The following is an 18,071-nucleotide window of genomic DNA, read 5'->3' as shown; positions in this document are numbered from 1 at the left end:
TTTTAATATACCTTCTAATAACTCATTAACCTTATTTGATTGCATGATTATCAAAATGAATTATGTATAACGAATTAATTGTTATTTCAGTATTTGTGTTAAATTAATTGAATTAAAAAATAATCTTTTGATATTATTTAATATTTAAATCATTTATTTATGTTTATTTTTAGTTTTTTAATGGGGTTAATTATGCTAACTACAGATATGCAAGCTGTAAGCAATCAACAGTCTTGGCTTTATCAAGATCAACCGATAACTCAAATCAATGGACAGTTGGAGGTGACAACAGATGTAGTTCAAAGAATTTACTTTATTCGTCACGGAGAAAGTGCTCTAAATGGCACGGCTACTGCTGGGAAGGGTGTGAGAGTTATTCAGGGAAAAAACTTAGGGGTTCCTTTGACGGAAAAGGGAATTCATCAGGCGGAAATGCTTGCGGCCGAATTAAAAAAATATTTGCCTTCAGAGGGGCTGTATGTCATTACCTCTTCTCATGCAAAAAGGGCGATGCAGACTGCTGAAAAAATTTATGAAGAGTTAAAGCCAGCGGTCCATTGCTCCTTTGGAAAGCAATATCCGGGTACAGCTGAGCAATCGCATGGAGAGTGGGAAGGCAGGCCGCGAGATTACGCTTATCAACGTGTCATGGATGCCTGGAATACACTTTCTGCAAGTGAAAAATTTAGCAGGCCTAAATTTGAAGGCGGCGAGAGCCCGAAACAGGTGAGAGAGCGTGCCTTGGTAGACTTGCAGCAAATGGTTGAAGAGTATAAGGGTAAGACAATTATTCATGTCATCCATTGCAATGCGCTTAATGCGTTAGCCCTGACCTGGAGCGGCCTTGCGGATGCTCTTCCAACTGAAGAAGGGACCGAGCTTCCTGCAGTCGAATTTGCAAATTGCGATATGCTTCTAGTCGAAATGCCTTTAGAAGGCAAGATTTACGAAGCAAAAAATAAAATGCATATTCGTTTATTGCCAAGCAATTAAACAGCTAGTCACCTAAATTCGCATGCCTAGTCTTTAGGCTTTCAGTGACGATTGCCAGAGATCAATGAAAGGCTTCTGGCTGGTCGACAAATCAGGCATGGCGGCTGATTTGATAGTGTCTAAATGAGTAGAGAGAATGGGACTTTACATCGCTTGCCTATCACTTAAGCATGGGCCTTCGATTATTGCAATCCAAGTGGGAATGCCTATTTGCGGCAAAAGCGGGCAGAAGCCTTGCAAAAAATAATTGCTCATAAAAACCATTGCCAAACTCAGGTGTGCAGTCAGTCTGGAATTGGATCCAATAATCAATAGTTGCTTGATAAAAGGGTTATTTGGATCCATTTCCGCTCTTCCATCGATGATTATCAATCCCTTTAAGTCCTTTAAGCAAAAGTGAACAGCCTACTTGACTATACCGGAACAGCAAGCGACTATCCAATTAGGATAGGTTAAGTTCATCGCCAACGGCTTTGATGTCTTTAACCCATGAAAGGGCATAAAGTCCTTCTGATGATTGCCCGGAATCGCCTTGCGAGCGGAGATCCAGGGCAACGAGCCGCTAATGCTTAGAAAAATAATCGAGCTGTTTTTCCCATATCCAGGCAAGCATCATTACGCTGGCGACAAATAACAGATAGGTTTTCTACGAAGTCGTCGCTAGCACGAGGCTTATTTTTATTTAATATAATCGACTTTGCGATCCTCTTTTCTTGAAAGAAAAATAACAAATGGTAAATGGTACGTAATTCGCAAATTTAAATTTTTTTTTACCGTTTAATCGACAGGAATAAGATCAAATGGAATTAGTCAGCTCTTTACCACTAAATGAAAGCAATCAAAGAGAACGCGAATTATGTGTTAAATATGGCTCATCTGCTTCCGAAGCCATGTTTGACTTTCCCTGTCATTTCTTTTATCTTCCCGATTGTACGGGAACCATTGCTTATCGCATCGAATCCAACTGCGCTGTTGTCTTTGGAGATCCCATTTGTCCGCCTCAGGAGACTGAGAAATTGGCAGAAGGCTTCTACCACTATTGCCAAGATGCTCATTTAAATATCATTTATATCATTGTTTCTGAAAACTTTGCAAAGTGGGCGAAAAGCTCTCATTGCTCTATTTTAATGGAAGTATGCCAGGAATTTATCTTTGATCCTGCGATGGATCCTTGTCAGTCCAGCCATCGGCTGCAGCATCGAGTAGACAAAGCGATCAAGCATGGCCTGACTATTCATGAATATATCCCTTTTGATGACGAAATTGAAAAAAAATTGAAGCAGGTGGGAGAGAAATGGCAGCAAGCCATAAAAGGGCCGCACATTTATTTAGGTCACCTCAACTTTTTTGAGAGCTATGTAGGCAAGCGCTGGTTTTATGTCAAAGATGGCGATCAGATCACCTCCATGCTGATGCTCAGTCGAGTAGAGGCGAACCAAGGATGGTTGTTAAAGTTTTTGGCTACATTGCCGGATGCTTTTCACGATACCTCGGAGTTTTTGGTAACATCTGTCTTATCTATTCTCAGAAAGGAAAATTGCCGGTTTTTGACCAAAGGTATGATGCCCGTAGATGCTTTGGGAGAAATTAACGGTTTTGGCCCTGTATTTACAGGTGTTGTCAGGGGAATCTATAAAATCATCAATTGGACGTTTAAGTTTAATAAACGCAAAGAGTATTGGCTCCGTTATCATCCCAAAGCTATACCGGCTTATTTATTATTTTCTAATCCCTCTATTGGCTTAAATGAAATCAAAGCACTGATCAAAGTCTTTAGGACTTAAAAAAAAACCTCTAAGTCATAAAAGCTGAAAAACTTTGGTGAGCAATATTCCTTTAACAAAAAGTGCCCTATCATTTAAATAGGGATTATTATGGGCTTTAATACCTCCTCTTAGGGGGTTCCTAAATTCATCATAGCCTATGCGACTTTGAAGACTAGGGGGTGATAAGGGAGGAATTGCAATGATTTCCTTAAGGGATATGTTGTTTTTTCTTGCGGGGGCAGAGTTTCTGCATACGCTAAGCCATCTTTTGCTTCCTTTTTTTATAAAGTTGCCTCTAGATATGCGAGGATTTACGTTTACTTCTACCTTTAACGCATGGGCCATCATCATTAATGGCGCCTTGACTATCTTGCTTTTATGGTGGGCGAGCCAGACCAAAATCCACAAAGAGGGCAAATAAAAGGGATTTAATGGCTAGTAAAAATCTTGTCAGCTAACAGGGCATAGTTTAAATTTAATTTTCTCATGCTTTTTAGGAATGCATATGTTGGCTTCATCCTCATATTCTGCTCAAGAGAACGCTTCAGCCACATCTTCCCGTGGACAACGATTTACAGATCAAGTAGTCATTGTGACTGGGGCTTCGCGAGGGATTGGGCGAGGAATCGCCAATCTTTTTGCTGATGAAGGAGCCAAGGTCATGCTGGTTGGAAGAGATGAAGAGCGGCTTAAAGGCGTTCAAGCAGCCATTCAAAAAAAAGGCAAAAAGGCCTTCTATATTCAAGCGGATGTGAGCAATCCCAAAGACATGGAAAGCATGGTTCAGGACACTTTAAAGCACTATGGCAAAGTGGACGTGCTTTGCCACAATGCCGGCATCTATCCGCATGCTAGATTGGAGAATATGACACTCGAAGAATGGCAAAAAGTCATTAATGTTAATTTGACCGGAACCTTTTTAGCCGTCAAAGCGTGCCTTCCTTGCATGAAGGCTCAAGGATGCGGTAAAATTGTCATTACTTCTTCCATTTCCGGCCCGCGGACAGCTCTTCCTGGCTACTCGCATTATACGGCCTCTAAAGGTGGAATAGCGGGATTTGTGAAAACCGCTGCTGTCGAATTGGCAAAATATCGAATCAATATCAATGCGGTAGAGCCCGGCAATATCATGACGGAGGGTCTTGAGAATTTAGGGGAAGAGCATATTCAAAATATGATTCGTGCAATTCCTCTTGGGCGTTTGGGAACGCCTGAAGATGTCGCTCATGCCATTCTTTTCCTGGCTTCCAAAGAAGCGGATTATATTACGGGGCAAAGTTTGATTATAGATGGGGGACAGACACTGCCTGAAAGTCATTTTTCCGATTATTAACCCAAGTTTTGAGTTTTTTACCCTTTCGATTGCGTCAAATCCTCGGTTGCAAAACAGCCTTTTCCATTGCTTCAAAGGAAAATAAGATCATGAATGGTAGTAAGATGACCCCTTTGCATCAAGCCGTCATTGATGATCAGGCAAGCATTGTCAATCAATTCAAGGAGTCAGAATGGCGCTTTTATCCCGATAAGCATGGATTTACTCCTCTTGAGTTGGCGCAGTTGCTAGGCAGGCGGCAATGCCAAGCTCTCTTGCAAAAAGTAAAACCTTTTAGCGTTAGCGTTCAGCTCAAAGATCAATCTAGCCTGCAGGTATTTAATCTTGAAGAATTTGAACAGCTGTTTAAGATTACTTACCGCCCATTTTTAACTTTTCCCTCTTATCAAGTATTGGAAGATTGCATTCGCAATTGCCCGTATTTATTGCGTTTTGAATGGATTCTTATTCCCAAAGATGAACAAGATGCTTTTTATCAAAAACAGCTTGCTGACGGAGCTGTCGCAGACACTTTCATCAAATGGATTGATCCTATCATGGGGTATGGGTTATTTGCAGGCAGCGATTTTCCAGAGAAAGCCTTTGTGGGAGAATATACGGGAATAATTCAACGGGTTGATAGGCGCCGGCCCCATTTCAATGCCTACAGCTTTCATTATCCAACTCGCTTCTGGTCGTTAAAATATTTTGTCATTGATCCGCTCCGCGAAGGAAATGTGATGCGCTTTGCCAATCACAGCAATCGGCCAAACCTGCAGCCTCTTTGGTTGGTGGATCGAGGCGTGCTGCATCTCATCTTCATTGCCAAATGCTTTATTCCCAAAGGGACGGAATTAACTTTTGACTATGGCTCCGACTATTGGATGAGGCGCAAAAGAAGCAATCCATCAATTGGGACTGAATAGATCACACATATTTGCTCGCTTCGCGTATGCTCAATCCGCTTAAGACCGATTGGTTGAGAGCGATAAAGTTTTTCACTGCTAGAGGATTGGTCTTTGAATACTCTCGCAGGGCCCATCCAATGGCCTTGCGAATAAAAAAGTCTTCCTCATGCGCCCTTTGCAGGCAATATTCAAATAAGCGATGGCTATCCGTTGCGCTCTTACGCTTCAATTGGCAGATAAGGGCTGTCCGCCTAATCCATAAATCGGGATCGCTGATCCATTTGTCCATTAATTGAAGCTCGCTTCCTACTAGCTTCCCAACAAGATTGACGGCCAGATCGTCTACGGTATCCCACCAGGATTTTTGCTTGATCAATTCCTGCAGAAGGGGAAGAGAGAGCAAGGACAACTTCTTTATATGATATTTAGCCAAATCTATCGCACAGTATTGATATTCTCTTTCCCTTTGATTCCATAATAGCCTTAAGAGAGGCTCTATTTCTTGTTCGGAGCTGAGGGCAAAGGAAGAAAAAACGTCCTTTTGCAAAGCGCGGCGGGCCTCCGTCTGCAGACCGAAAAAGGGAAAAAGATTGCGCATATAAGCCTGCTGCTTATTAGCCCTCACGGGATTTGCTGCTGCTTGAAAAGATTTCTGAACTTCTACAAATAAGCCATGCTGCATATTCGGCCCTACGCTTCCAAAATCTTTTTTAGGACAGCTAATTCCTTTTCAATGCCTTCCATTGCCTTTTCAAATGCCTGGTCGTCATAATGAGCGGGAATAAAAAAAGTATTGGTCAGCGTAGAGCCATTGCCGTTGGGAACGACGCGCACAAAGACGGTCCAGCCTGCATTCGGGTCTTTCCAGATATGGTCTAAAATTCCATGTTCCTCATTCGCCAGCGTTTTGACAAAGCCAGTGCCGTGAATGCTCTCAATCTCATACCAGCCTTCCTCTGCTCCTTTGCGAGCAGATTTTAAATTGACAATCGCATATTGAGGCCAATTAAGCGGATTAGAAATAAAGAGAAAGACTTTTTTAGGACTGGCTTGGATATCTACATTTTTCGTAACTGATTTTGCTAGCATGTCTTGCCTCTATGGAAAGAATTTTATGTAAAAGCGCCTGCAAGTTCAAACGGAGCATGGAAAAAATGATGGTCATTTTCATCGGTCCACTTAGCCAGCTTTGGAACAATTTCCAAAGCCTGTTTAGTCAATTCAAGCGGCGATCCGCTCCTCGTCCTCTCCGGATATAACTCCTTTTCACCAATTTTTCTACCGTCCGGCTAATTATCGCCCGATCAATCCCTACTTGCTCGGCTATCCAAGCAGGCGTGGCTTGTCTGTCATGGAATAAGACGAACAAGATACACCATTCCGGAATGGAAATGCTTGCTTTTTCTAATTTGGCCGCAAAAGCCGCTTGCACCTTGCTTGAGATCTTGCGAAGCCAAAATCCAAGATGATCTGTAAATGAGACGTTTTATTTGTCATAAAAAGGAAATTAATTGATTTGTCAATTATTGCCAGGTCATCTAATTGGCTTGCCCATTTAGATAAAACTTGTCATGCGACAATTTTAGCCAATAAAGGAGTTTAAAAAAGGAAAAAGCTGAGAAAAGAGAAAATCCGTTCTTATCGATTTAAATTAAGGGGGTTAGAAAATTGCAAGCCGATTTTTTATAGAACGCTGCTCTTTTGTCATTTCAAGTTGATAAAGTAAAAGGTTGTTATTAAGTAAATCTTTTTTTTAAAGTGCGATTAAATTGTCTTTTTAAGAATCGTTCATTTCTTTCCCTTGTCATTTAAAGTCTTTCATTAGACGAGGAGCGTGCCATGGATAATAAGAATAAAAGGGATATCGAGGATAAAAATGCGAATGAGAAGATTGATCAACTGAGCAAGGCATTTAACGAACCAGGCGAGTTTTTGACGAACAATCAAGGCGTTCGGGTCAGCGATAATCAAAATACGTTGAAAGCCGGCGAACGCGGCCCTTCGTTATTGGAAGATCAATTCTTTCGGGAAAAGATTACGCATTTTGATCATGAACGCATTCCGGAAAGGGTTGTGCATGCCAGGGGGTCTGCCGCCCATGGCTATTTTCAAGTCTATGAATCCTTGGCAGATTATACGAAGGCCAAATTTCTGCAGGATCCGTCTGTTAAGACGCCTGTATTTGTCCGTTTTTCGACTGTATTGGGCTTTCGTGGTTCGGCAGATACGGTCCGTGATGTACGTGGGTTTGCTACCCGGTTCTATACGGAAGAGGGAAATTTTGATCTTGTTGGCAATAACATTCCCGTTTTTTTTATTCAGGACGCAATCAAATTCCCCGATATCATCCATGCAGGCAAGCCCCAGCCTCTTCATGAAATGCCTCAAGCCTCTACCGCCCATGATAATTTTTGGGATTTCATCTCGTTAACTCCTGAATCCATGCATATGATCATGTGGGTTTTATCTGACCGGGCGCTGCCACGCAGCTATAGCACGATGGAAGGCTTTGGCATTCATACGTTCCGTTTCATCAATGAAGAAGGCAAAAGCCGATTTGTAAAATTTCATTGGAAGCCCATTAACGGGATTTATTCCCTGCTTTTTGAAGAAACGCAAATCATTGCTGGCAAGGATCCCGATTTTAATCGTCGTGATCTATGGGAGTCTATAGAAATGGGAAATTACCCTGAATTTGAATTGGGTGTGCAAGTTTTAGAAGAGGACGAGTTGGAAAAAGTTGAATTCGATATTTTGGATCCGACCAAAATCTGGCCAGAAGAGGATATTCCGGTGAGAAAAATTGGGAAAATGACGCTTAATCGCAATCCAGACAATTTCTTTGCAGAGACAGAGCAGGTAGCTTTCCATCCGGGCAATATTGTTTCCGGCATCGATTTTACGAACGATCCTTTGCTGCAAGGGCGTCTCTTTTCATATATTGATACACAGTTGACCCGCCTGGGAGGACCGAATTTCCATGAAATTCCCATCAATCGTCCGATTGCGCCTGTTCACAATAACCAGCGCGATGGGTTTATGCGTCAGACAATTAATAAAGGCAATGTCAACTATGAACCCAATTCCTTAGGCAAAGGATGCCCTATGCAGGCCCTTTGGAGCCAAGGCGGATTTGCAAGTTTTCCGCAAAAAATGAGTGGAGAAAAGGTGCGCAAACGACCAGAGAGCTTTGGCGATCACTATAGCCAAGCTTCGCTTTTCTGGAATAGCATGTCAGATGCAGAGAAACGCCATATGATCAAAGGATTTCACTTTGAGCTTGGCAAAGTGCAGTATATGCATATCAGAGAGAAAATGGTCGAACATCTCAACCGCATTAATCATGCTTTAGCTATCGCTGTAGCTGAGGGCATCGGGGTTGAGCCTCCGACTGAAGATCGGAGCAATAGATATAACAAGAGTTCGCCTGCACTGAGCATGGATAACCACAAGACGGATTCCATTAAGGGCAGAAAGGTGGCCGTTTTAGCGGCCAATGGCGCTGATTATGCCACCATTGAAAAATTGATAGATCTGCTGGAAGATGAAGGTGCCACGGTGAAAGTCATTGCAAATAGGATAGGTATGTTAAAAGCAGAAGACGGCCAAGATTTTGAAATCGAACAAAGCTATGCCATTACAAGTTCAGTTTTATTTGATGCCGTATTTGTAGCAGGCGGAAAAGAGATTGCCAATCAAGGCGATGCCATTCATTTTGTCAATGAAGCTTACCGCCATTGCAAGCCGATCGGTGCAATCGGAGAGGGAGTGAAGCTCTTGCAAGCGTCTTCTATTAAAGCCATCAAATTTGCGGGGCAAGGAGAAGGTGTCTCTTCAGAATTGGGTATTATCACAGCAGGAAAAGGGATCGATATACAATCCTTCTTCGATCAGTTCAAGGAAGCATTGGCTAAGCTTCGCTTTTGGGAAAGGGAAGAAAAAGATCAAAGCCAAATTCCAGCTTAAGAAGCCGTCCTAGACCTATAATAACCGATATTTGAGAGGGCGTTTTAATTGAGCGCTTTAAAGAAAGGCTAATAAAATGGATAAAGTGCTTATCACAGGAGCTAGCGGCCATTTGGGTAGGGCTTTAATCCATTTTCTCTTAGAAAGAAAACCTCCTTCCGAAATCGTAGCCTTAGTCAAGGATGTGTCCAAGGGGCAAGATTTTACTTCCAAAGGGGTGCAATTTAGAATAGGGGACTATTTTGATTATTCTTCCCTGCTAAAAGCCTTTAAAGGAATGGATAAAGTCGTTCTCATTTCTTCAAGCAATTTAAAAGACAGGATTAAGCAGCATAGCCATGTGATTGAGGCGGCCAAGGAAGCTGGAGTCCGGCATGTCCTTTATACAAGCTTAATTCATCTTGAACCTGAAGAACCGCCTGATACAATCCTAGAGAAGGGACATCGCGAAACGGAGGCTTATTTGGAATCCAGCGGCCTTGCCTACACCATTTTTCGCAATGGCATGTACTTCGATATGATCTTGAATTTGATCGGAAAAGAAGCCCTTCATAAGACGAAATTGCGCATTCCGGCAAAAAATGGCAAGTCTAGTTTTACCGATAGAAAGGATATCGCTAAAGGAATGGCGCGAGTGATAGCAGAGCGGGGCCACGAACATGCCATCTATAATATGACTTCGCCTGTCTCTTATTCTTTTCTGGATATTGCCCATGCTTTGAGCTCATTGGCCGGTCGGCATATTGATTATATGGATATTTCGGAAGATTTATTTAAGGCAGATCTATTGACGCAGCAAAAGACCCAAGAAGATATCGAACGGGCGTTGGCATTGGCGGAAATGATCCGAGACAATAAATGCAACTGTCCTGATACGAGATTGGAGACATTTTTAGGAAGAAAACCTCTTTCTCTTATGCAATTTCTGCAATCGGTCGATTGGAGATAAGCATTCTCTTATTTTACAAGGCGAGGAAGAAAGAATGAAAAATTTTAGACGTTACCTATTACCTATTTTCCAACTAGCGGCAGTTTTAACTATTTTCTTAACCGCTTCTCAAGCTTATGCTTTTCGCTTTGTTGTTTATGCAGATAGCAGAGCTCCCAAAGGTGATCCGGCCGCTTTCAATCAAGCTATATTGGGATACATCAATTCCCAAATAGCGGAATTGGAACCGCGTCCAGATTTTGTCGTCTTTATTGGCGATATGGTCAATCGAACCCTATCAGCTGATGGCAGCACAAATAATCTGGCTTATTGGAAAGCATTTATGGAGGCAGGATTAGGGGGAATACCCATCTTTGTAGCTGTGGGGAATACGGACTTATATGGCAATTCTGGGTGGACGGAATTTCCTATGCAAGCTGTCTATCAAGCAACGTTTAATGAGATGCCTAGCAATGGGCCTCCAAACTATAATAAATTAGCCTATTTCTTTGAATATGGAGAAGGCAAAGAACGCTCTCTTTTTGCTGTGCTCGACTCTTTTGGCTTTTATGAAAGCCAGGGAACGCTGCAAAACTTTGATAATGGATTTGATTCCGAACAGATTGCTTGGTTTTATCAGGTTTCCAGTGGATCTGAAGCGCATCATAAATTTGCATTTAGCCATGGGCCTGCTTTTTCCATTGAGGGATTTCCAGTCAATGATTCCGTAAGGGTGATCTGGAATTTAATGGAAGAATTTAAATATGACATGTTCTATTGCGGGCATGAGCATATCTACTCTCGATGGGCCATCAATAAGAAAGTTTATCCTCTAGCCACGCGCAAATTAACGCAAACCATTGTCGGATCCGCAGGGGCAACTCCTGATCCTCTTTCACGCGTTAAAGTCAATCCGGAAAAAGCGCATATCTATTCCGGCTATACATATGTTGTTGTCGATGTCAAGGATAGGCTTGTTTCGCAACGTTCCTTTGCCGTCGTGTCAAATGGATTAGGAGGATTGACAACAAAAAAAATTGATTGCTTTAAGCTTATTAAATAACCAAAGGATATTTGCTTATAGAGGCAAATAAATTTCTTACATGATCAAATTAGCATTCCCATTAATCAAAAAAAGGAGGAAAGGATGACTATTCAAAGCAAACAAGATCCGGCTACTGAACAAGCGGAAGAAAAATTAAAGCAAATAAAAGCCACTAAAAATAAAAATGCGCAATCGGAACAACTGAAAGAATTGGTTAAATCATGCGCTGCTAAAAGGCAATGGCATCTTGTGACAGAAGCGATCGAGGTGTTGGAAGATGAAAAAGAGAGGAATCTTTTAATTGCCGATCTCATTGAAGATACGCTTCTCAATAATAAAGAAATCGATCAGGCAAAAAAGTTTGCCAAGTATTTGATGCCCCAATCGGAAATACAACCTCTCGTCATGATTAGAATCGCTTTAGCCGAGAATAATCAAGCCCAGGCCCTTCACATAGCAGACAGCTTGCCTTCGCCTTTATCGAGAAACTTTGCTTTGTGGCACATTGCAGAGTTTTATCTCTCTAATAAGGACAAAAATAAGGCGTATGAAATAGGCAATAAAATGCTGGACAATGTGAGGACCATTTATGATGCCAGAACGCGCTCCTATGTTTTGAGAGAAATTGCCATTGAACTTTTTCTTGCCAAGCAAGATAAAGAACGGGCAAGAGAAGTTGCCAATTTAATTCCAAATGAGGAAATTAAAAAGCAGCTGCTTAGCAAGATCGATTCAGCCAAATAGATAGACGAACGGCATGGAAGGCACTTAACTGTCAAAAAGAAGCTTGCTCGTTTGCGAGCCATAAGCAATAAAATCATGCCTAACCACTGAATCAATAGAGGAAAACGGCCTGCTAGTTGGACAATTTTAAATGCGCTTTTCAAAGTTAAAATTGTCCACTATCAGAATGAGATAATCGGTTATTAAATCTAGGATTTAGGCTATGTTGAAGAAAATTGTTGTTTATGTGTTTTTAACCGTCCTAATAACCTTTCATGCCGGGGCTAAAACGCAATTTTATGACGAAGCGGTCAGTCTGGGATTTGATTGCCAAGTTGCCTGGCAGCTAGAAGCCAACAATATGCGGAAATTCGCCTATCCCCTTGATTGGGTCCATACTCATTTCGACAGCCTGGTCAACTTCATTGTAAATAAAGGGGTCAATTTTTTAGATGCGGATAAAATTGCTGTGATAGGCCCTTATCCTGGCGATCCTTCCCGTCTTCACGTGATCGATGTTGTCTACGGCATTATTTCTTATCATGACTTTCGTGCCAATCCTCCTTTTGAGAACTACTGGGAGGTCAAAACAAAGTACGATCGTCGAGTAAAGAGATTTTTTGATCTTTTGAATTCAAACAAAAGAGTGTTATTTGTCCGTTATGGCCTTACGCGCCCTCAAGTAGAGTTTTTGGATGGATTGCTCCATTTTTTATATCCCACCCTGTCTTATACTCTTGTTGCAGTAAATGATGATCCAGAATACCTCATAGACTGGGGACTGGAGCGGGTTCGGAATTTTTATATTCAGCAAACTTTGGGAATGTGGAAAGGCGATCCCGTTAGGTGGAAGGAGATTTTAAGTGCATTTTCCCTTTATCCTAAGATCAAAGGCATTTCGGATGAGGAGAAAGAAGAAATATGGTAATTCTTAAAGTGAAGAAGCGGCGCGATGAAGAAGCCGCTATTGCTTGAAGAATTAAACGCACTCATTAATTGTTTGCGGCATCCTGCTCTTGGAGCAAGCAATTTGCTCTTAAATCTTGGCATTTTCCCTTTATAAAAATGGCTTTGCGGATCAGCCCTTCTCAAATTGAAAGCCGCATTTTAGAGCGACCTTTTCCGAGGCAAGATGAGAAGGCAAAATGCGGATTTCAAGCCGATTGATCAATTTAACCTTAAAGAGATAATCCACAAAAAAGGGATAAGGCTTTTGTGGTATAGCCTTGTCCATAGTTTTTTGGATGATAAAGAATATAGCCGATCTCCAAGGCATCAAAGTAAGGAACGGTCTTCATTGTCCAAATTCAGGTTATTAAGAATGGAATCTTGTTTTAATAAAAAATAATTTTACTTGGTGTATAAATAATGAATTGTTATTATTAGGGTATGTTAACTTTATTCTGTGTTATCACAACTCGTCCTGCCTTTACAACAGCCGGCTCTAGCCGGTAACACTCCCTTTTGCCCTCTCATTTTTTTCCTATTCAAATAAAAAAATCCTAAAGGGAGCCGCTATGTTTCGTAAAATGCCATTTATTTTATTGGCGATCATTCTTTGTGCCGGATGGATGGGGCAATGGTTGCCGCCATTCTATCAATCCATTTTATATGCGATCAGCTTATCGATAAAAGCCGTTATCGTTTTTATTCTGCCTTTTGTTGTGTTTGGCCTCTTATTTAAAACTGCCGTGCATTTAGCCAATAAAGCATCCAAAATGATCCTTTTTATTTTAGCTGCTGTTTGTTGTTCTAACTTCTTATCGACTTTATTAAGCTATTCTGTCGGAACGTTTGCCTATCGCTTTGATTTATCTATGAGCTTTCCTCAAGAAGGGGCAGCCCTTCTTCCCGCTTGGAATTTTTCTTTTCCGAAATGGATAGAGAATGATCAAGCGATGTTTTCCGGATTGCTCCTAGGCGTTTTTCTGGGGTGGTTAAGGCCATTATGGGCAAAACAGGTGGCTTTCAAACTTGAGAAGGCGATCAATTATCTCTTGAAAGGAATTCTTTTTGTCATTCCTTTTTTTATTGCCGGCTTCATAGTTAAGATGAGCCACGATCAAGTGATGGGCTATATTTTCCGCAACTATGCGTTGATTTTTGCCTTAATCGGTTCTTCGGTTTTTGCCTACATTGTGCTTATTTATTTTGTTTCTAACCATTGTCGAGGACAAGCTTGCTTTCAAAGCCTTAAAAATATGCTGCCGGCAGCCATGACAGGCTTTGGAAGCATGTCGAGTGCAGCGGCGATGCCTTTGACCATTTTAGGAACAGAGAAGAATGCGAAAAGCCCGGACTTGGCCCGTTCCATTATTCCTGCAACTGTCAATATTCATTTAATCGGAGACTGCTTTGCCATCCCCATTTTTGCGTTTGCCGTGATGAAAAGCTTTGGATCAGCTGAACCTGCTTTTTCCAGCTATCTTATTTTTGCTGCTTATTTTGTTTTAGCGAAGTTTTCCGTTGCGGCTGTTCCAGGAGGAGGAATTTTAGTAATGCTTCCTATCCTTGAGGCTTATTTGGGATTTAATGCAGAGATGCTCTCGCTCATCACCGCTTTGTATATTCTGTTCGATCCTGTCATTACATGTGCGAATATCTTAGGCAATGGAGGATTTGCTTTAGCTTTGGAAAACGTATCCGTTTTCTTATCTCGCAGCAAAACAAGCCATCTAGGGAACTTGCAAGAATCCCGTCCTTTTGAGAGTTAGTTTCTTAAAATCAGATTGTTAAGAAAATCTCTCGACTCAACAGGTGCTTCTTTGGAAGCACCTGTTTAAAGAATCTATATTGAGTAAAAAGAAAACGTCTTGTATGAGGGATGTTAGGCGTGTCGCCAATCAGCTGATGAATCAATCCATATTCGGGCTTTCTCTTAAGGAGAAAACAACTTCGAATTCAGGCCATTGATTAATGGACGGCGCGCTCTAGTCAGGTTTTAACCCTTTAAAAGGCGGTATCTATATGGCAACTAAAACAATGGCTTTAGATAAGCACCAAGCCTCTACCCTCATCAACGATTTTTTCGAGCAATTTCAAACCTCTTGCAATCAATCGACTCCTCCGCGCTCTTCCGATTTTGAAAGCATTCTATCTCCTCAATTCCACATTAAAGACAATGAACATACGTTAGCTAGAAATTTACAAGAATATGTTAGCCACTTGGGCAAACTTCAGCAAAAATATTCCCACTTTAAAATCGTGCATTCTAAAGAGGAGCCTCTGGTCTGCGATAACCGCATTGCTATACAATACGAGCTTCATGCGACTCTTCGCCAAGGCGGGCAAGTAAATCAGATGTTAATGATAGCCATTGCAACACTGGAAAATAATCACTTTAAGTCGTGGACGGAAGTGGTTTACCATAAAAATTCAGGCCAGCCGCATTGGCATGCTTGATTAAAGCAGAATTCTTTAAGTTGCATCTATTAGAGAATTTGTCCGATCTCCAGCCGTGGGAAGTGGCCCACGGTGCTTTTATTCGTCTTCTAAGGCAGCTAGCGCCTTCAAGATTTCCAGCGCTTTTGTCTTTTGAAGGTTGATGGTACAGAAAAAATGAGCATCTGCTTTTTCCACCGCTGGCAAGGCTTCGCTTAAACACCGGATGCCTTCTGTTGTCAAAGTAGAATGCTTGCTCCTTTCATCTTTAGAGCGGACGCGCTCGATCAACTTCTTGTCTTCCAAACTGCGTAGAATTTGGGACGTGGTATTGGCGTCCAATCCCGCGTGTTGGCCAATCCGGGCTTGGCTGACTTTAGCGTCTCCCCGTGTAAACCAGCCAATGCTTGCCAGAATGACAAATTGCGGATGAGTCAGTCCGAGTGGTTTTAAGGCATTTTCAATGGCCTTTCGCCAGCGTGTGCTTGCACGCCACAGCAAAAAGCCAGGACTGTCTTCTGCTCGTTGAAAAGCGCTTGTTTGATCAAAATCAAAAGAGGCCATGAATTCCCATATTGGCTGCAATTAAAGAAAAATCGGAAAAAGAGATTGCAAAGCATCCTCTTCGGAATGGATATCCCCATCGCCGTTTATCTTGAATGAAAGAGAGTTTATCAATCAAGGGGGCAATGGCGATTTCTTGACTGGGATAAAAGCAGACTTGGCGACGCCAGGGAATGAAACCCTCGCTCATATGGAAGGCATAAGGCTCTCCTGCACCCACTTGACCGATTGCTGTAAACTTTTGGCAAGGGGCTGCGCCTTCGAAGCACTCTTTAGGCGAATAGTAAATAATCCAATCATCTGCTTGCATGCACCTTAAGGGCTCGCTTTTTCCATGGCAAACCTGGCAAAAACCGCCCGCTATTCCTTTCTTGACGTGCTCGCGGCAAGCGACAGCTATCCAATATTGCGTCATTTTAACTCCTCTCTAAACATAACACGCGAATGCGGTGCCCATCGGGATCCAATGCCACAAATGTGCGACTCATTCCATCCATGGCAAGCGGGGATTGAGCCATTGGAATGCCCAGCTTTAACCATCTATTATAGACATCATCTACTTTAGCATCAGACTCTTCAGAGAAACAAATTTCACTTCCGCCTCCACTCGCTTGTACAACCGGCCTAGCTGTGGCACGCGACCAAAGTCCCAGCATTAAGCCATTAGGAAGGGCAAATAAGACAAAAGTCGGCGATTCTTCAACGGGCTCAAGGCTTAGTAAACGCCTATAAAATATCCCGCTTTCGAAAGGATTATTGACAAAAAAAAGAATAAAACTAGCTTGAGGAATAGGCATGAAGACTCCTTATTTTATACGTTTTAATATAATACGTATACGTATTAATTGGTCAAGCTCCCTTTTTAAGCGCATTGCAGTTGAGGGGCTATTTAAACGAGAAAAAGGATGGAAGGGAGGGAGTAGATCGATAAGAAGGAGGGAAAAGCCTTATTATTTTAGGAGTGATGAATTGTCTTTTTTGGTTTGCCAATCGAGCGATTTTACGTTTGGGGAAGGGGGGAGGAACTTCGCCTATTCTCACTTGTGTTCTGCAAAAGACACGTTGTGTTGGAGGTGGTGTTTTTATTGAATGTAATACTAATCTTTTGAAATCAATAGGGCAATCCAGTAGCATCCTTCTGAATAAGAAATAATCGTCGGACCCTCTATCAAAAGACGATCATGGATGCCCATAAAATCCCTGACAGCTATTTAAAAAAGAAAAGGCTGTACAGGCATAAAAAGCCATTTATAGCCGAGCGTTTTGCCAATAAAGGCAAGCCGTTCGGCTTTTTTTTATCTACAAATTTACATAATCAAATGCCATCGAGAATGCAGTTAAAAGCGAAAAGTTTGCCTGCCATTTTCAAACTTATGCTTTTAAAAATTCCCGAAAAGGTCTTCTTTCGCTTTATGCCTTATTTGAAAATATAAAAACACTTAAAGAGGAGTTGCCTTATGCGCTTAATAAAAACTATTCAGAGCCTTTCTTCTGCATGGCTTTTGGCCGGAATGGTATTGATTGGCCCTCAAAGCATGGCCAATGACTATCAGGCCTCTTTTAAAAGCTGTGGGGGGCTGGAAAAAAAACTGGCCGGTCAAAACAGCTCAGCAGCTGAACTTTCTATTGTCAAATGCTCTTCTCTTTCTAGCCAGTATGAGCGCATTCTGCTGACCCGATTAAGGGATAAAAACACTTCTATGCCGGAATTCAGGGATGCATCGCAAAAAATCGCAGCCTTGTTGGTCAACAAGGTTGTCGAATGCTTGCCTATAGAATTTAAAGACATCGCTACGCCTTTGGCGGATATGGAAGGAGAAGCCCTATCAGCCCCTATTGAGCTTGTTTCCATTATGCGTTCAGGGGATGCCTTACTCGATACGTTCTTGGCGCATTTTTCCAATGCCTCCGTCAGTAAGGTTCTAATTCAAAGGGACGAGGAAACGGCAGAGCCGCAGTTTAAATACATGAAGCTATCGCCAACGCTTGCTTCTGATCGCCCTGTCGTTATAACCGAACCCATGATTGCAACAGGAGGCACACTGAATATGGTTATCTCGCTTTTAAAAGAAAAAGGCGTAAAAGAAGACAATATTATTATTGCCAGCATATGCACAGCTCCCGAAGGCGTTAGCTTTTTGAATGAAAGGTATCCTCGCATTCAAGTCGTGATGACGGTTATGGATCAATCGCTGAATGATAAGATGTACATTGTTCCAGGGCTAGGCGATTTTGGCGATCGCTACTTTGGGACTGTGCATTAAGAGAAAAGGTTGCTGTAAAAGCATTTATGACAAGTTTTTGATAATCAAAATAATAAGGTGGTAGTGTCGAAAAATAAGTTGAAAATAGTTGATATGCTTGCCATTTATTAAAAGGCTTGCTATAGTGGGAAAAATTCAATCAAAATTGAATTTTTCCCTATCCTATAGGCTAGGGTGCCATTATAAATTCTTATCTTTAACGTGTTTTTTTCTTTTGCAAG

General features: G+C 41.8%; 22 protein-coding genes. 14 read left to right on the top strand and 8 right to left on the bottom strand.

Features of this window, described 5'->3' with window-relative positions; genetic code table 11:
- The first annotated feature begins 192 nt into the window (after window positions 1-192).
- Window positions 193-993: a histidine phosphatase family protein gene (locus BN3769_RS06590; protein ID WP_068468821.1), complete on the top strand. Its 801-nt coding sequence runs from the start codon at window positions 193-195 to the stop codon at window positions 991-993.
- Window positions 994-1,137: 144 nt separating this feature from the next.
- On the opposite strand, the gene BN3769_RS06585 is transcribed toward BN3769_RS06590, so the two are convergent.
- A complete protein-coding gene (locus tag BN3769_RS06585; RefSeq protein WP_068468819.1) occupies window positions 1,138-1,338 on the bottom strand; it encodes a hypothetical protein in 201 nt (66 codons plus the stop codon).
- 455 nt (window positions 1,339-1,793) lie between these two features.
- Between BN3769_RS06585 and BN3769_RS06580 the strand changes: the two genes are divergently transcribed.
- The 4 genes from BN3769_RS06580 to BN3769_RS06565 all read left to right on the top strand — a co-directional run bounded on the left by BN3769_RS06580 (window position 1,794) and on the right by BN3769_RS06565 (window position 4,997).
- Complete coding sequence (locus BN3769_RS06580) at window positions 1,794-2,777, top strand: phosphatidylglycerol lysyltransferase domain-containing protein (RefSeq protein WP_068468817.1); 984 nt, start codon at window positions 1,794-1,796, stop codon at window positions 2,775-2,777.
- Window positions 2,778-2,958: 181 nt separating this feature from the next.
- Window positions 2,959-3,180 carry a hypothetical protein gene (locus BN3769_RS06575; RefSeq protein WP_068468815.1) on the top strand — a complete coding sequence of 74 codons (222 nt, stop codon included), beginning with the start codon at window positions 2,959-2,961 and terminating at the stop codon, window positions 3,178-3,180.
- Between the two features lie 84 nt (window positions 3,181-3,264).
- Window positions 3,265-4,092, top strand: coding sequence for an SDR family oxidoreductase (locus BN3769_RS06570; RefSeq protein ID WP_079989443.1), 828 nt, complete (start codon window positions 3,265-3,267; stop codon window positions 4,090-4,092).
- Window positions 4,093-4,181: 89 nt separating this feature from the next.
- A complete protein-coding gene (locus BN3769_RS06565; protein ID WP_079989442.1) occupies window positions 4,182-4,997 on the top strand; it encodes an SET domain-containing protein-lysine N-methyltransferase in 816 nt (271 codons plus the stop codon).
- Between the two features lies 1 nt (window position 4,998).
- Here BN3769_RS06565 and BN3769_RS06560 read toward each other — a convergent pair whose 3' ends face one another.
- The 3 genes from BN3769_RS06560 to BN3769_RS06550 all read right to left on the bottom strand — a co-directional run bounded on the left by BN3769_RS06560 (window position 4,999) and on the right by BN3769_RS06550 (window position 6,411).
- Window positions 4,999-5,661, bottom strand: a complete 663-nt coding sequence (locus BN3769_RS06560) for a DNA alkylation repair protein (RefSeq protein WP_068468811.1) — start codon at window positions 5,659-5,661, stop codon at window positions 4,999-5,001.
- A gap of 8 nt (window positions 5,662-5,669) precedes the next feature.
- Window positions 5,670-6,068 (bottom strand): SRPBCC family protein, encoded by a 399-nt coding sequence (locus tag BN3769_RS06555; protein WP_068468808.1) that lies wholly within the window; start codon window positions 6,066-6,068, stop codon window positions 5,670-5,672.
- Window positions 6,069-6,195: 127 nt separating this feature from the next.
- A complete protein-coding gene (locus BN3769_RS06550; protein WP_068468807.1) occupies window positions 6,196-6,411 on the bottom strand; it encodes a MarR family winged helix-turn-helix transcriptional regulator in 216 nt (71 codons plus the stop codon).
- Window positions 6,412-6,818: 407 nt separating this feature from the next.
- On the opposite strand from BN3769_RS06550, the gene BN3769_RS06545 reads away from it, so the two are divergent.
- The 5 genes from BN3769_RS06545 to BN3769_RS06525 all read left to right on the top strand — a co-directional run bounded on the left by BN3769_RS06545 (window position 6,819) and on the right by BN3769_RS06525 (window position 12,569).
- Window positions 6,819-8,945 carry a catalase gene (locus tag BN3769_RS06545; RefSeq protein ID WP_195155561.1) on the top strand — a complete coding sequence of 709 codons (2,127 nt, stop codon included), beginning with the start codon at window positions 6,819-6,821 and terminating at the stop codon, window positions 8,943-8,945.
- Between the two features lie 76 nt (window positions 8,946-9,021).
- Complete coding sequence (locus tag BN3769_RS06540; RefSeq protein ID WP_068468805.1) at window positions 9,022-9,894, top strand: SDR family oxidoreductase; 873 nt, start codon at window positions 9,022-9,024, stop codon at window positions 9,892-9,894.
- 34 nt (window positions 9,895-9,928) lie between these two features.
- Window positions 9,929-10,936: a metallophosphoesterase family protein gene (locus BN3769_RS06535; protein WP_068468803.1), complete on the top strand. Its 1,008-nt coding sequence runs from the start codon at window positions 9,929-9,931 to the stop codon at window positions 10,934-10,936.
- 84 nt (window positions 10,937-11,020) lie between these two features.
- A complete protein-coding gene (locus BN3769_RS06530) occupies window positions 11,021-11,662 on the top strand; it encodes a hypothetical protein (protein ID WP_068468801.1) in 642 nt (213 codons plus the stop codon).
- Between the two features lie 202 nt (window positions 11,663-11,864).
- A complete protein-coding gene (locus BN3769_RS06525) occupies window positions 11,865-12,569 on the top strand; it encodes a DUF1796 family putative cysteine peptidase (RefSeq protein WP_068468799.1) in 705 nt (234 codons plus the stop codon).
- 250 nt (window positions 12,570-12,819) lie between these two features.
- Here the strand turns inward: BN3769_RS06525 and BN3769_RS15020 are convergent, their stop codons facing one another.
- Entirely contained in the window at window positions 12,820-12,939 is a 120-nt protein-coding gene (locus BN3769_RS15020) for a GNAT family N-acetyltransferase (RefSeq protein ID WP_228840636.1), read from the bottom strand.
- Window positions 12,940-13,158: 219 nt separating this feature from the next.
- Between BN3769_RS15020 and BN3769_RS06520 the strand changes: the two genes are divergently transcribed.
- Complete coding sequence (locus BN3769_RS06520; protein WP_068468797.1) at window positions 13,159-14,355, top strand: cation:dicarboxylate symporter family transporter; 1,197 nt, start codon at window positions 13,159-13,161, stop codon at window positions 14,353-14,355.
- Window positions 14,356-14,608: 253 nt separating this feature from the next.
- A complete protein-coding gene (locus tag BN3769_RS06515; protein WP_068468795.1) occupies window positions 14,609-15,043 on the top strand; it encodes a hypothetical protein in 435 nt (144 codons plus the stop codon).
- 78 nt (window positions 15,044-15,121) lie between these two features.
- Here the strand turns inward: BN3769_RS06515 and BN3769_RS06510 are convergent, their stop codons facing one another.
- The 3 genes from BN3769_RS06510 to BN3769_RS06500 are packed head-to-tail and all read right to left on the bottom strand — an operon-like array spanning window position 15,122 to window position 16,383.
- Complete coding sequence (locus tag BN3769_RS06510; protein WP_068468793.1) at window positions 15,122-15,586, bottom strand: MarR family winged helix-turn-helix transcriptional regulator; 465 nt, start codon at window positions 15,584-15,586, stop codon at window positions 15,122-15,124.
- On the bottom strand, window positions 15,573-16,001 hold the full coding sequence (locus BN3769_RS06505; protein WP_068468791.1) for an EVE domain-containing protein: 429 nt from the start codon (window positions 15,999-16,001) through the stop codon (window positions 15,573-15,575). Before BN3769_RS06505 ends, BN3769_RS06510 begins: the two co-directional genes overlap by 14 nt.
- 1 nt (window position 16,002) lies before the next feature.
- Complete coding sequence (locus tag BN3769_RS06500; protein WP_068468789.1) at window positions 16,003-16,383, bottom strand: VOC family protein; 381 nt, start codon at window positions 16,381-16,383, stop codon at window positions 16,003-16,005.
- A gap of 384 nt (window positions 16,384-16,767) precedes the next feature.
- Between BN3769_RS06500 and BN3769_RS06490 the strand changes: the two genes are divergently transcribed.
- Together BN3769_RS06490 and upp are read left to right on the top strand one after the other, a co-directional pair.
- Window positions 16,768-17,019 carry a hypothetical protein gene (locus tag BN3769_RS06490; RefSeq protein ID WP_068468785.1) on the top strand — a complete coding sequence of 84 codons (252 nt, stop codon included), beginning with the start codon at window positions 16,768-16,770 and terminating at the stop codon, window positions 17,017-17,019.
- Between the two features lie 24 nt (window positions 17,020-17,043).
- Window positions 17,044-17,850: a uracil phosphoribosyltransferase gene (gene upp / locus BN3769_RS06485; protein ID WP_068468783.1), complete on the top strand. Its 807-nt coding sequence runs from the start codon at window positions 17,044-17,046 to the stop codon at window positions 17,848-17,850.
- The last annotated feature ends 221 nt before the right edge of the window (window positions 17,851-18,071 follow it).

The organism is Candidatus Protochlamydia phocaeensis (genome assembly GCF_001545115.1).
In the GTDB taxonomy this organism is placed as follows: Bacteria; Chlamydiota; Chlamydiia; order Chlamydiales; family Parachlamydiaceae; genus Protochlamydia_A; species Protochlamydia_A phocaeensis.
Note: the sequence above shows the minus strand (reverse complement) of the source record. Positions and strands in the feature narration are given on the sequence as shown.

Bases quoted from the DNA above. Each gene is read 5' to 3' on its own strand.
- BN3769_RS06590 (WP_068468821.1), top strand. From the start codon at position 193: ATGCTAACTACAGATATGCAAGCTGTAAGCAATCAACAGTCTTGGCTT.
- BN3769_RS06585 (WP_068468819.1), bottom strand. From the start codon at position 1,338: ATGGATCCAAATAACCCTTTTATCAAGCAACTATTGATTATTGGATCC.
- BN3769_RS06580 (WP_068468817.1), top strand. From the start codon at position 1,794: ATGGAATTAGTCAGCTCTTTACCACTAAATGAAAGCAATCAAAGAGAA.
- BN3769_RS06575 (WP_068468815.1), top strand. From the start codon at position 2,959: ATGATTTCCTTAAGGGATATGTTGTTTTTTCTTGCGGGGGCAGAGTTT.
- BN3769_RS06570 (WP_079989443.1), top strand. From the start codon at position 3,265: ATGTTGGCTTCATCCTCATATTCTGCTCAAGAGAACGCTTCAGCCACA.
- BN3769_RS06565 (WP_079989442.1), top strand. From the start codon at position 4,182: ATGAATGGTAGTAAGATGACCCCTTTGCATCAAGCCGTCATTGATGAT.
- BN3769_RS06560 (WP_068468811.1), bottom strand. From the start codon at position 5,661: ATGCAGCATGGCTTATTTGTAGAAGTTCAGAAATCTTTTCAAGCAGCA.
- BN3769_RS06555 (WP_068468808.1), bottom strand. From the start codon at position 6,068: ATGCTAGCAAAATCAGTTACGAAAAATGTAGATATCCAAGCCAGTCCT.
- BN3769_RS06545 (WP_195155561.1), top strand. From the start codon at position 6,819: ATGGATAATAAGAATAAAAGGGATATCGAGGATAAAAATGCGAATGAG.
- BN3769_RS06540 (WP_068468805.1), top strand. From the start codon at position 9,022: ATGGATAAAGTGCTTATCACAGGAGCTAGCGGCCATTTGGGTAGGGCT.
- BN3769_RS06535 (WP_068468803.1), top strand. From the start codon at position 9,929: ATGAAAAATTTTAGACGTTACCTATTACCTATTTTCCAACTAGCGGCA.
- BN3769_RS06530 (WP_068468801.1), top strand. From the start codon at position 11,021: ATGACTATTCAAAGCAAACAAGATCCGGCTACTGAACAAGCGGAAGAA.
- BN3769_RS06525 (WP_068468799.1), top strand. From the start codon at position 11,865: ATGTTGAAGAAAATTGTTGTTTATGTGTTTTTAACCGTCCTAATAACC.
- BN3769_RS15020 (WP_228840636.1), bottom strand. From the start codon at position 12,939: ATGAAGACCGTTCCTTACTTTGATGCCTTGGAGATCGGCTATATTCTT.
- BN3769_RS06520 (WP_068468797.1), top strand. From the start codon at position 13,159: ATGTTTCGTAAAATGCCATTTATTTTATTGGCGATCATTCTTTGTGCC.
- BN3769_RS06515 (WP_068468795.1), top strand. From the start codon at position 14,609: ATGGCAACTAAAACAATGGCTTTAGATAAGCACCAAGCCTCTACCCTC.
- BN3769_RS06510 (WP_068468793.1), bottom strand. From the start codon at position 15,586: ATGGCCTCTTTTGATTTTGATCAAACAAGCGCTTTTCAACGAGCAGAA.
- BN3769_RS06505 (WP_068468791.1), bottom strand. From the start codon at position 16,001: ATGACGCAATATTGGATAGCTGTCGCTTGCCGCGAGCACGTCAAGAAA.
- BN3769_RS06500 (WP_068468789.1), bottom strand. From the start codon at position 16,383: ATGCCTATTCCTCAAGCTAGTTTTATTCTTTTTTTTGTCAATAATCCT.
- BN3769_RS06490 (WP_068468785.1), top strand. From the start codon at position 16,768: ATGGATGCCCATAAAATCCCTGACAGCTATTTAAAAAAGAAAAGGCTG.
- upp (WP_068468783.1), top strand. From the start codon at position 17,044: ATGCGCTTAATAAAAACTATTCAGAGCCTTTCTTCTGCATGGCTTTTG.